The sequence below is a fragment of the Candidatus Methanoperedens nitratireducens genome (genome assembly GCF_000685155.1).
GTDB lineage: Archaea > Halobacteriota > Methanosarcinia > Methanosarcinales > Methanoperedenaceae > Methanoperedens > Methanoperedens nitratireducens.
On record NZ_JMIY01000004.1, the window covers coordinates 15136 to 28210 of the forward strand.

Genomic DNA, 13075 nt, shown 5'->3' on the forward strand with positions numbered 1-13075 from the left:
TGTTGTCATTACCCCACATTACCCTACATTGTAATTCTTCTACTTTTCGGATAGGCTCTAAGCCAGAGTTATCCTCTACTAAAAAGAATCTAAAAGGTTATATATCTTTTCATATAGCCCATATCCTTCCCCCGTGGTGTTCCACGATCTAATTGAACTGCTGTCTTCTCAGGTCGAAGACATACCTCTTCACCCGCGGGGCAATCCCTCCGCAGGCTCTATAAAAATCGATCTGCCATCCCTTTATCTCAAGTAATCTTTTAAAATGGGGTATTTCAAAATCTTTCTTGAATGTATAAAAATGGATGATCCCTTCAGGCGCCAGTATGGATCGGGCAATATTCAGGAAATGATCCTGACCATATGGAATCGGCATCACTATCCTGTCAAAAGGTTTTTTGAAAAGATGATCTATGGAATTCGCATCGGCAAGGATAATAGCGGCATCTATATTATTAAGCTGTGCATTCTTTTTGAATAAAGCGCATGCAGTCGGATTATTATCAAGCCCTGTTATATTGACGTCTCTTTTTTTCTTTATCGGCATCAGAAACGGTCCGACACCGCAGAATAGTACAAGGACGTCCTCACCATCGCTTACCTTCTGCACTATTCTATTTCGTTCATATGCCAGTTTTCCTGAGAAATATGTTTTTGCTATATCCACATGGAAGATGCAGCCGTTCTCATTGTGGAGCGTCTCAGTTGTATCTCCCAGCAGTAGTTCAAATTCCCCGGTACGCCGTGCACCTTTGAGCTTATGCGTTTTTCTAAGGACAGCCCTTATGTCTTTCCTGTGGGATACCAGTGCTTCTGCGATAAGATATTTCTCATTATCCAGAGGCTGAGGGATATTGATAATAGCAATATCTCCTATCACCTCAAAGCCTCCGGGAAGAATAGAGATCTTTTCCCTGGATAGTCTGTCTTTTAGAAGATCCTTAAGTGACATCAAATAGCTGGATTTTTAAGTGCGCTGGCAAGCATGATAGCCCTGGTAGAATCGTCTTTAGCCCTGGATGTGTCCACAAATACCTTCTCCATCAGCACAGGGGCTCCATAACCGTATCCACCGCCAAGGAATACAAGCGTCCTGAAGATAAGGTTACCTGATATCCCATCAGGTGCCACTATAAAGTTAGCCTCTTTGATGGCATCTTCTATCAGGATTGAATAGTGCCCTGCATTGATTCCCTTATCACATACCATCTTAGTTACAAGCTCTGTATCTGCAAGCGTCCTGTCAACACGCTCATCCCTGCCTATATCTTCAAATCGTCCCCCTGAGAGAAGACCTGCTCTTACCTCGATACCAAGTCGCCCGATGTACTCTGCGCCCCGTTTTATTAACTCGATCTTATCTGCAATCGAATTTCCTTCATCGATTCCTACCGGTGCCAGAAAAAAAGGCGTTCCATCTGCGGTTTCCAGCAGCGCAACCCTGTATAATCTGTTAATACCCAGCGATTTTTTTAATGCAGAGAGCGTCTTTGTGGCACTGAGAGTCCCCCTGACCGCCCCATCTATCTTACCTTCTGCCAGTAGCTCTATTAATCTCTTTGATGGCTCTGTGGAATGGATTACCTCAAGATGAGTACCTGCTGCATTGATCTTTTCCTCATCACCCACAAGCACGACCTCAGCATACTCACATGCGTTCTCCGCGCTTTTAATAAGTTTCTCTGAGACCTCACCAATCCCAAGTCCTATCCTTGCATGGTTGCTTCTTGCTCTTCTCTCAATCTCAGAAAGTATATTCATAGACCGATGCTCGCTTTATTTCTTTTTGCCCAGTTCCTTTGATCTCTCGCATGATGCAATAACAGCATTTATCATTGCTGCACGGACACCGCGCTCTTCCATTACCCTGATGCCCCGTATTGTCGTTCCGCCAGGCGAGGTCACCATATCCTTTAGTTCTCCTGTATGTGTTTCATAGTCCAGTACCATTTTAGCTGCTCCAAGAACTGTCTGAGCTGCAAGGAAGTTTGCGGTTTTCCTGTCAAGGCCTTCATACACCGCGCCATCAGCAAGCGCTTCAATTAGAATAAAGATATATGCACAGCCGCTTCCAGAGAGTCCGGTCACTGCGTCCATGAGATGCTCGGATAATGTTACGGTCCTACCTATGGAATTAAAGATCTCACTTACAACGGCTACATCCTCATTTGATACAGTACTTCCCGGACTGATCGCACAGGCTGCTTCTCTTACAGTCGCTGCTATATTAGGCATTACCCTCACTACTCTGGTTCTCAGGGGCAGAGCATCTTCAAAAGTTTGTATCTGGACTCCAGCAGCTATTGATACAACAATCTGGTTCTTTATTGAGTCTCTTATCTCCTCCAGAACCTCCATGACCGTCTGGGGCTTAACCGCAATTATGAGTATATCTGAATTCAGGGCAACGTCACAGTTATCCTTATAAGTGTTAATCTTATATTCGCTCTCCAGCAGCTCCAGTTTCTCAGAGTCCATGTCACTTGCATGGATTCTGGAAGGCAGGACAAGTTCAGCCTGGAGTATACCTTTAATCAGGGCTTCGCCCATCTTTCCTGTACCTATAAATCCTATTCTTCTATTATCAGCGCCAGTCATTATTATCGGAACCCTGCTCAATAACGTGACTGAATCAATAAAAAGATTTTCATGGAATTAAAACTCAGAGGTAGTGAGATAACTATAATATCCTCTCAGTTAATTCTGGCACCATGTTCACTATTAAAAACCATCTTGAGGTGCAGAATAACCATCTTATAATAGGTGGCGCAGATACCACAGAACTTGCAGAAAAGTTCGGAACGCCGCTGTATGTCACCAACGAATCAAGAATCGTAGAGAATTTTTCTGCATACAGGAGAGCATTTCCGGATGCTGATATATACTATGCAGCCAAGGCCAACGGAAGTCTGGCGATCCTGAGGATACTTGCTAGGCAGGGGGCAGGCGCGGATGTCTTTAGCTTCGGTGAGCTTTATATGGCGCTTCTTGCAGGAATCCCGCACGATAAGATCCTCTTTAACGGCAATTCAAAGACCGACTTTGAGCTTCAAAAAGCCACAGAGCTGGGAGTAAGAGTATCGGTTGATTCACTGGATGAGCTGCATACCTTATCAGAGATAGCACAGAGATCGGGAAAAACAGTAGAGATAGCTTTCCGTGTGAATCCCGATGTTTCCCCGGATACGCATCCCAAGATATCAACAGGGTTGCGTACCTCAAAGTTCGGAATACCGGCAGAAGAAGTTGTCAATACCTATCGTGAGGCATCAGATCTCCCGGGGATCGCACCCTGCGGGATACACTGTCATATAGGTTCGCAGATACTGGATACTGAACCTTTTATTGAAGCTACAGAGAAGATGATGGACCTGGTGGAGCAGGTAATGAGAACTGGAATCGACCTTAAGTTCGTTGATATTGGCTCGGGTCTTGGGATTCCATATAAGAAGGGAGAACGAACGCCACAGCCGCAGGATCTTGCCAGTGTGGTTCTCCCTATATTCAATGAGAGGACGCAGGCTCTTGGGATCTCTCCTAAACTCATCCTTGAGCCAGGGCGCTACATCATCGGTGATACCACTGTCCTTCTTACCCGTGTCAATACAGTTAAAAAAGCAGCCCGGAATTTTGTAGGCGTGGATGCAGGTTTTAATCTCCTTATCCGCCCTGCGATGTATGACTCTTACCACCATGTACTTGTGGCGAATAAGGCCGCATCGCCTCCTGAGGGTGTATATACGGTCGTGGGACCTATCTGCGAAACCGGGGATGTACTTGCCAGGGACAGGGAGCTTCCAAATGTAGAAAAAGGGGATATTGTGGCCCTGCTCGATGCAGGGGCATACGGGTTCAGCATGAGCAGCCAGTATAACGGAAGGCCAAGATGCGCTGAGGTATTGGTAAAAGACGGGATAGTGGATATTATAAGAAGCCGTGAGGATATCGAGGACCTGGTTGCAAAGCAGAGGATTCCGGCACGATTGATGTAATCCTGAACTTCCACTCTTTCAGGATACTCACTATCTTTTCCAGAACGATGGAACAAACAGTACAAGTACGGTCAATACTTCAAGTCTTCCTATCCACATATTGATTAGTAGGATTATCTTCCCTATTTCAGGAATTGCGGCGAAATTTGGGCCTACAAGATTAAAGCCAGGCCCCACATTGCCAAGTGTTGTTGCAGATGCACTCATGCTGGTTATCAGATCAAGTCCCATTGCACTCAGGATCAACGTACTTCCAACGAACGCAAGTAAATAGAGGACAAAAAACGAAAGGATTGCCTGCATCACATCATCAGGGATAGATGTGTCGCCAATCCTGATAGGTCTGACCATTTTTGGATGGATCAACCTATATATTTCACGAAGACCGTATTTTATAAGAAGAATAACCCTGATGACCTTCATGGCACCGGCTGTAGAACCAGCAGAGCCGCCCACGAACATCAGCAATAGCAGTATCATCTTCGTAGAATCGGGCCAGAGATCAAAATTAGCTGATGCAAATCCTGCTGTTGTCATAATAGAAACAACCTGGAATGAAGCGTACCTGAATGCAGTCTGTAATGTTTCACCCCAGTTCCAGAGATAGAGTGTGATGATGAGTGTTGAAATAGCAATAATAAAAATATAGGCCTGGAACTCTTCATCTCTTATGAGGGATTTTCGCTCCACGCGCAGCGTTCGGTAGAACATACTGAAGTTAACCCCTGCTATAAGCATGAATATGATTATAACGGCTTCAATAAAGGGGTCACCAAATGCGGCTATGGATTCATTTTTCGGAGAAAAACCGCCCGTTGCCATGGTAGAAAACGTATGCACGATAGCATCGTACAGCGTCATCCCTGCAAATTTAAGAATAATTATTTCAAGAAGTGAAAATGTTAGATAAACACCCCATAAGATCTGTGCAGTATCCTTGAGCCTTGGTCTTAGTTTATCCTTCATAGGGCCGGTTGTCTCTGCTCTGAACATCTGCCTGCCTGCCACGGCAAGCCTGGGGAGGATCGCTATGACAAGGACAATAATTCCCATGCCTCCAAGCCACTGGGTCATACTTCTCCAGAAAAGGATGCTTCTTGAATAGATTTCAATCTCTGGCAGAATACTTGAGCCTGTTGTGGTAAACCCTGACATTGACTCAAACAATGAATCTATCGGGGATATTCCTGCTAACAAAAAAGGGATTGCTCCGAGCAGAGCTACTAAAAACCAGCCCATTGCCACAATGACAACACTCTCCCTGTGCGTGAGTTCATCAAACTCTGGCCTGTTTGTATATTCAAGTATTGCCCCCATCACGGATACCAGAATGAATGTGATTGCAAAAATCAAGATGGATTCAGGCTCATTATAATACACTGCCACCACCAGCGGAATTAACAGAGAAATCCCGAGAAATTTTATCACAGTACCAAGTATATTAAAAACGACCCTGTAGTTCATTGACGTTTTAATTCAAGTATGGTTTATTAAACCTTGCTATCAAAATACTAAAAATACTATATTTTTCTAGTTGCAGACAGGGGAGAAGAAGCAGGGTGAAAAAAGCATCCACAGCCCCGAACCGGGTTATACTTATATAAGCATAATAACATACCTTAACTTGGGAGTGAACGTATGTCCAAATTATTTAATGAAATGGAGGATTTTGATAAAATCGAGAAGAAGATCAGCGGCTGGACTTTAAGACCGGTAGATAAAGAAAAGACCGATCCTCTTGAGATGGTTGATCTGAATTCTGGTTATGCGGTTGAGCAGTATCAATGGGATTATTACCATCAGGCTTTCGCTCTGACCCAGGACAGGGAACTGCAAAAATTATTTGCCAGAATCAGCCTTGAGGAGGAAGAACATGTCTCAATACTGGGATCTATTATAGATCCGAAAATGACCTATATTGAATCAGGTATAGCACTTCAGATGACTGCAATCCAGGGATTCACAGAGGCTGCGCAACTGGAACCAGATGAATCCCTGAGGAACGCTTATAATTACATGCTCTTGGATCACCTTACCCAGATGAGGATATTCTCTGATACCGCTCTCAGCCAGGGAACCAGGTCCCAGGATATCACCAAAGATAGCCTGAGAATTATGGAAGGCAGGCCTTTTGAGAAACAGTTTATCCCAACTGAAGCTCTACTTAAACAGCCCCTGGATAAAGACACAGCAGACATAATGAGCTTTGTCAATGCGCACACTATCCTGGCAAATGAGACTCAGCTCAGGAATGATCTTCAAATGTTCAGGAAAACGCTGCCAGCACAGGATCTACGCAGGCTTTTTAATATGGTAGCTGCTGTTGAGAACCTGCATATTCTAATGCTTGAATCATTGCTGGACCCTGCGATCAGTCCGTTAGAGTATGCAATGATCAATGAATTAATGGAGATCAGAAAGCATAATCAGGGTATGCAGTCAGCTAAACATAAGGATATTAGATCTGCTCATGAATACACCATGAAAGAGGATGAGGTGCATCTGAGCCTGCTTATGGATGCTTACAGCAGTTATGGCCCTTCAGATAGATTTGAACTGACAGATAGACTCTTTGCTCAACCTGAGATGTCGACTAATAAATATATTAACCATTTTATGGATCAGATCCACCAGGCTATATAAGATATAAGCATTAACGATACATTAGAGCAATGTCAAAATCTGGTTCACCCTTACGTATTGTTGTGATTGGTGGCGTTGCTGCCGGGATGAGTGCAGCGAGTAAAGCGCGAAGACTGAGGCCAGATATTGAGATTTTTGTGTTTGAGAGAAGCGGTCATGTATCCTATAGTTCCTGCGGTATACCTTATTTTGTATCTGATATAGTTAAATCTCCTGAGAATCTTGTTGCCTATGATGCAAAATTCTTTAAGGAAAAAAGAAATATCAATGTATTTCTATATCATGAGGTAATTTCGCTACACCCGGAAAAACAATCCATTCTTGTTCGGGACCTAAAGACTGGATTGGAGAATGAATACAGGTATGACAAACTCGTGATTGCAACAGGTGCAAGAGCGAATATACCGCAGATCAAAGGGATTGAACTTAAGGGAATTTTTACGATACGAATACTTCAGGATGGAATCAAAACAAAAGATTTTATCCGGGAAAATTCTCCCGGAAGGGCGCTTATCGTTGGCGCTGGCTACATAGGGATGGAGATGGCAGAGACGCTTGTGAAGTTAGGTCTAGATGTCACAATGGCTGCACGTGGACCTGATATTCTGGGAACTATGGAAAAAGAGATAGATGAAATAGTCGAGGATGAGCTTGGGAGAAATGGGATCACACTTCTTAAATTCACACAGGTGAGGGAATTTACAGGTGAAAATGGATATGTCAGAAAAGCGATTTTTAATAACGGCAGGTCAGTGGATATTGATATGGTAATTGTGGCCACGGGTGTAAGGCCAAACTCAGGAATTGCAAAGGAGGCAGGGATTGAGATCGGATATAAAGATGCGATCAGGGTGAACCAACGGATGGAGACGAGTATTCCCGGCATCTATTCAGCCGGGGATTGTGCAGAGACATACCATCAGATCCTCGAAAGGTCGGTGTATCTTCCCCTGGGAACAACTGCAAATAAACAGGGGAGAGTAGCAGGAGAAAATATGGCAGGGGGTCATGCTTTATTCAGAGGGGTCGTCGGGACCTCCACCTTCAAGGTCTTTGATCTTGAGGTTGCAAGAACCGGCCTTTCCTCGAGAGAAGCAAAGATTGAAGGTTTTGATTATATCTCCAATGTCATTGAGCAGTATTCAAGAGCTAATTATTATCCTGGCGGTAGCAAGATACGGGTCAAGTTGATTGCTGAAAAGAACACAGGTCGGGTTCTCGGGGCTGAAATGGCGGGCAGGGATGGTGTTCCGAAGCGAATAGATGTTATTGCTACGGCTATAACTGCTAAAATGACCGCGAAAGATATAGGGGACCTGGATTTGACCTACTCACCACCATTTGCACCTGTGTGGGACCCGGTTCTGACTGCTGCAAATGACCTCAAAAAGAGAATAACTATAAAAGAAGAGCACCCCAATCTATAGATTGGGGAAAGATTGTACCGGAAAATAGTATCTGCTGTAGATGGCTCCTTCCATTCTGAGCTTGCAGCCCATCATGCTATTGCCATAGCCTCTTCCTGCGATAGCGAACTTGTGGTGCTTGCGGTTGATACAGGGGATGTAGAGCGAGAGAAGTTGTCATATTCAGTGGAACGTATATGCCAGCATTCAAAAGACTATGGCGTACAGGCAGAGGGTATTATAAGAAGAGGAGATGCTGTTAAAACAATTCTTAAAGTTGTTAACTCAGAGCGTGCTGATCTTTTAGTCTCAGCCACCCGCCGCAGTGAATATAGACTGTTTGTGAGGAGCATTACACAGAAGATCATGCTCAAAGCCCCCTGCTCTGTGATGGCAGTAAAACCAGCAGGAATCGCCAGGAGAGGGAAAAGCATGCTTCTGCCAGTCGCAAGCAGAGAGCTTGTTACTGACGAGCTGATAACACTCACCTCGTGCCTTGCAAAATTCTACGAACACAGGGTTGAGATATTTCATGTGGTGGAACTGCAGCGCTGGTACACGCTCCCGTGGAAGGAGCTGTACACAATGCGCCATCATGGTGAAGAAGAGATGATGCCGGTTGCAAAAGTACTGAGAGAACAGGGCATTGATGTTGATGTGCGGGCAGTCATCTCAGAGAGCAGCATAAACGCCATTCCCAAGGAAGCTGCAATCGGAAGACACAGCCTTGCCCTCATGAGGGCAAGCCGTAGAGGAATTTTAAAACAGGTAGTATACGGAAATCCAATAGAACGGATGTTATCCAGCATACTCTGTGATGTTTTGATCTGGAGGCCAAAGCTGTGAGAATCCAGACCCTATCAAAAGAAGAGGTACTTCGGGAACTTCATACTACAGAGCAGGGTCTGACAGAGAAAGAAGCAAGGAAGCGGCTTTTAGATTTTGGGGAGAACGAGATCGCTGAGAGGAAAAAAGTACCCTGGTTATTTCGATTTGCCTCACACCTTGTAGACCTGTTTGCAATTTTATTGTGGATTGCAGGAGGGCTTGCATTTCTTGTAAGCAGGCTTGCGGACGATGTGGGCATGGCATATATAGGGTTAGCTCTGGTCACGGTGATATTCATTAATGCTTTCTTCACCTTTTTACAGGAATACCGTGCAGAGAAGGCATCTGAGGCTTTGAAAAAATTAATGCCTTATCAGGCAAGCGTGATCCGGGAAGGAAAAGAGATACATATACCTGCAAGACAAATCGTGCCCGGGGATATAATTACCGTGAGGGCAGGAGATCGTGTGTCTGCGGATGCACGGATAATCAAGGTAGCCGACCTTGCAGTGGATATCTCTCATCTTACAGGAGAATCTGAGCCACAGGTAAGAAAAGACGTACCTAAAAAAGAATATGAAGAGCCGACCAACCTTATTTACTCAGGCTCCACCGTGGTAAGGGGAAATGGTATCGCAGCAGTTTTTGCAACAGGCATGGCAACAGAATTTGGGAAGATAGCGCACCTCACGCAGGAAATTGAAGAAGCACCAACACCGATTCAGCGGGAACTAACCTATGTGGCTCGCACAATTACATTTATAGCGGTCGGACTCAGTTTTATATTTTTCACAGCAGGAGAACTTATCGGTATAGGTACCCAGGCTAACATTCTCTTCGCCATTGGCATCATAGTGGCGAACGTGCCAGAGGGACTGCTACCAACAGTAACACTCTCCCTGTCCCTTGCAAGCCAGAGAATGGCGAGCAGGAATGCCCTTGTAAAAAGACTCTCCTCTGTAGAAACTCTCGGAGGCGCAACTGTGATATGCACGGATAAAACCGGGACTATTACGGAGAATAAGATGACCATGGATTACATCTACACTCCTTATGAGAGCAAGAGCAAAAAACTATCAGATGCAGGGCCATCTGAGCTACTGCTGGCAGCGATACTATGCAATAATGCAAAAATAGAGGATAATAAGGTAATAGGTGAGCCTACAGAAGCAGCACTCCTGCAGGGTGCATCAACCATCATGGCTGATGTGCGTAGCGAGTGGGAACGAGTGGATGAGATCGCTTTCACCTCTGAGCGGAAAATGATGAGTACTGTGAACAGGAAAGAGAACATGCTCGTTCTATATTCCAAAGGTGCACCGGTGGTGATACTTCCAAAATGTACGCGTATTGCAACAGAAAAAGGCATACAAAACATTACAGACGAGGATAGAGAACGAATAGTAGAACATGTATCGGATTACGCTGGCAGAGGCATGCGGGTAATTGCTTTTGCAAAAAAAAGCATAGAGGGAGAGTACACACGGGAGACCCTCGAAGAGAACATGGTATTCCTGGGGATCGGGGCACTGCGGGACCCGCCCAGAAAAGAGGTGCCGTATGCTGTTGAGAAATGCAAGAGAGCAGGCATAAAAGTAATAGTCATAACAGGGGACGACCCACTTACGGCTAAAACAATAGCAAGAGAGGTTGGAATAGCTAAAGAGCCAGTAACAATCACTGGCAGCCAGCTTGATATGATGCGTAAAAGAGAACTTGAGGAGGTTCTACACGGTGAGGTTCTATTTGCAAGGACAACGCCAGGACATAAGCTTCGCATCGTGAGGGCTCTAAAGGAGATGGGGAGTATAGTGGCAGTAACAGGCGACGGCGTCAATGATGCACCGGCACTTAAGGAAGCTGATATCGGCGTAGCGATGGGAAAAACAGGTACGGATGTTGCAAGAGAATCAGCAGATATGATACTGATGGACGATAACTTTGCAACTATTGTGCTGGCTGTAGAAGAAGGCAGGGCAATGTTCGATAACATAAGACGCTTCATAGCCTATATTTTCACCCATCTTGTTCCCCAGATTGTATCCTATATTCTCTTTGTGCTCCTGCGAATACCCCTGCCTCTTACGGTTATTCAGATCCTGGCAATCGATCTCGGCACTGAGATGGCACCATCAATCGCTCTTGGGGCTGAGCGACCGGAGCCTGATGTGATGAACCGCCCACCTAGAAGAAGAGGTGAAAGAATACTCACAGTGCCAATACTTCTGCGCTCATATCTTTTCCTGGGTCTCATAGAGGCAATTGCAGCCATGAGCGCCTATTACTACGTGTTAACAGGTGGAGGCTGGAGCTACGGTATGCCCCTCTCAGATGCAGATCCCCTTTATCTTAAGGCTACCACTATCACCCTTGCAGCTATAGTCATAACACAGGTAGCGAACAGCCTAACCAGCCGCACTACAAAGGAATCAGTGTTCAAAATAGGCATTTTCACAAACAAATACCTTATAATAGGCATAGCAATAGAACTGATCCTTCTATTCCTTATAGTATATACCGAGCCCTTACAGCGTATAACAGGCACAGCGCCATTAGAATTAAACGAATGGCTCATCCTTGTGCCTTTCGCAGTGCTGCTCCTTTTTGCAGATGAGCTGCGGAAATGGCTGGTAAGAAAATCATAATATCACTAGTTAAAAAATAGGTTCTTACTCACTCGCCTCTTTAAACCTTCTTACCACAAAATCCCTATCAAGCGAAGCCAGGAAATGCCCGGCGCGAGGCCCTGATTTCAGACCAAGAAGCGCAAGATACACTGCCTCAAAGACCTTTTTCCCGTCAAGCCCGGCCTCCTGCGCCACCTTATATATATTCTCATGGATCTCCTGGCCAGTCATGCCCTGCTCAAGCTCATCTGCAATGATCGCCAGGGCATGCTTCTGTTCTTTTGTTAAACTTTTTACCTGAGGGGGAAGTGTCTCCTGAACCCTGAATTTAACCGAGGGCGGTGCATATCTCAGAAGCCAGTTCCTGGCATTATCTGCCCTCTGCCTGATCGCCTCGATATCCGAAATTTCATAGCCGCTGCGCCTCAGAACGGTGAGCAGATAATCAAAACCCTTCTCATCTGCGATCTGCACAGTGGTAACCATATGCCTGAAAGGAATATCAGTTGGTCTGGATGCCTCGGTCTGGGATAGCTGGTAGGCCCGCCTGTCACCCTCAACCCTGTCATACTCATCGACAAGGTTAAGAAGGGCAAGGCCCGGGTCAAATTCGATATGTTTCTCAGGCTTCTGCCTGATTATAAGATAGCGCAGGACCTCAGGCGGCACTATCTCAAGCATCTCACTGATAGAGATCGCAAGCCCTGTGGAGGAGTGCATGGCTCCCCTGCCTTTTAGCATGATCCACTCATACACTATCGGGTAGGGAGGATCATAGTCGTATATCTCTTTGCTTATCCGTTTTCCTGTATCATATGAACCGCCTGCTGTAGCATGATCTTTGCCGAAAGGCTCAACCGTAGTTCCGAATATGGGCCATCGCGCAGGCCAATCAACACGCCAGGTAAGCTTGCCCCCGCCTCTCATGGATACAGTGCCCTGGGAGCCGCATGCACAGGCATAATCGATTGTTTCTTTCTCAATATCAAACCCTGTGACTTTAGTAGTGCTCAGGCGGCCGCATTCATTGCAGATAGGATTAAACGGGTTCCAGTCAGGTTCCAGTTCACGTCCTGCTACTTCAGAGATTATGCGGGCTATGGCATCCCTTTTGATCAGGGCAATCTTAATTGCTTCAACATATCTTCCCTGTCTGTAGAGTTCATCTGCCCTGTAGACATCAGGTTTGATGCCGAGGGAATGCAGCGCCTCAATGAACGGCACCAGGAAATGCTCGGCATAACTTTTATGGCTGCCGCAGGGGCATGGGATCTCTGACAGGGGCTTTCCAACGTGATTCTCATAAACTTTTGGAAGAAAAGGATATACCTTACGGAGGGGATCAAAGGTATCGGCGATATAGATGAGGCGAACATCCGCGCCCTTATCCCTGAGCGCCCTGTATACAGCATCTGCTGTGACTACTTCTCTCATATTGCCAATGTGGATTGCTCCCGATGGCGTTATTCCTGAAGCTACAGTGTGCTTTTTTCCCCTCGCAAGCACATTCTCTGCGATAACATCTGCCCAGTGTTTTGTTTCTTCGTTCATTGCCCCTAAAACCGCACATGAGATATTA

General features: G+C 45.5%; 10 protein-coding genes. 5 read left to right on the forward strand and 5 right to left on the reverse strand.

All coding sequences use genetic code 11. From position 1 onward, the window contains the following. Positions 1–148: 148 nt before the first annotated feature. From ANME2D_RS08485 to proC, 3 genes are read right to left on the reverse strand one after another with little or no spacing between them, the layout of a single operon-like run. Positions 149–952 carry a class I SAM-dependent methyltransferase gene (locus ANME2D_RS08485; RefSeq protein WP_048090657.1) on the reverse strand — a complete coding sequence of 268 codons (804 nt, stop codon included), beginning with the start codon at positions 950–952 and terminating at the stop codon, positions 149–151. After that, a complete protein-coding gene (gene mtxX / locus ANME2D_RS08490) occupies positions 952–1761 on the reverse strand; it encodes a methanogenesis marker protein Mmp4/MtxX (RefSeq protein ID WP_048090659.1) in 810 nt (269 codons plus the stop codon). The genes ANME2D_RS08485 and mtxX overlap by 1 nt, the downstream gene beginning before the upstream one ends. 15 nt (positions 1762–1776) lie before the next feature. Then, positions 1777–2598, reverse strand: coding sequence for a pyrroline-5-carboxylate reductase (proC, locus tag ANME2D_RS08495; RefSeq protein ID WP_048090661.1), 822 nt, complete (start codon positions 2596–2598; stop codon positions 1777–1779). A 113-nt stretch (positions 2599–2711) separates the two neighbouring features. On the opposite strand from proC, the gene lysA reads away from it, so the two are divergent. Continuing rightward, entirely contained in the window at positions 2712–3992 is a 1281-nt protein-coding gene (gene lysA, locus ANME2D_RS08500) for a diaminopimelate decarboxylase (RefSeq protein ID WP_048090664.1), read from the forward strand. Positions 3993–4022: 30 nt separating this feature from the next. On the opposite strand, the gene ANME2D_RS08505 is transcribed toward lysA, so the two are convergent. Next, on the reverse strand, positions 4023–5456 hold the full coding sequence (locus ANME2D_RS08505) for a TrkH family potassium uptake protein (protein WP_048090665.1): 1434 nt from the start codon (positions 5454–5456) through the stop codon (positions 4023–4025). A 174-nt stretch (positions 5457–5630) separates the two neighbouring features. Between ANME2D_RS08505 and ANME2D_RS08510 the strand changes: the two genes are divergently transcribed. Genes ANME2D_RS08510 through ANME2D_RS08525 form a run of 4 tightly spaced genes read left to right on the forward strand, consistent with a single transcriptional unit; the run spans position 5631 to position 11514 of the window. Next, positions 5631–6635, forward strand: coding sequence for a hypothetical protein (locus ANME2D_RS08510; protein WP_048090667.1), 1005 nt, complete (start codon positions 5631–5633; stop codon positions 6633–6635). A gap of 29 nt (positions 6636–6664) precedes the next feature. Next, complete coding sequence (locus ANME2D_RS08515) at positions 6665–8062, forward strand: FAD-dependent oxidoreductase (protein ID WP_048090669.1); 1398 nt, start codon at positions 6665–6667, stop codon at positions 8060–8062. A 12-nt stretch (positions 8063–8074) separates the two neighbouring features. Continuing rightward, complete coding sequence (locus ANME2D_RS16890) at positions 8075–8887, forward strand: universal stress protein (protein ID WP_052368721.1); 813 nt, start codon at positions 8075–8077, stop codon at positions 8885–8887. Continuing rightward, positions 8884–11514 carry a cation-translocating P-type ATPase gene (locus ANME2D_RS08525; RefSeq protein ID WP_048090672.1) on the forward strand — a complete coding sequence of 877 codons (2631 nt, stop codon included), beginning with the start codon at positions 8884–8886 and terminating at the stop codon, positions 11512–11514. Before ANME2D_RS16890 ends, ANME2D_RS08525 begins: the two co-directional genes overlap by 4 nt. Positions 11515–11538: 24 nt before the next feature. On the opposite strand, the gene lysS is transcribed toward ANME2D_RS08525, so the two are convergent. Beyond that, positions 11539–13047, reverse strand: coding sequence for a lysine--tRNA ligase (lysS, locus tag ANME2D_RS08530; RefSeq protein ID WP_048090674.1), 1509 nt, complete (start codon positions 13045–13047; stop codon positions 11539–11541). Positions 13048–13075 lie beyond the last annotated feature (28 nt).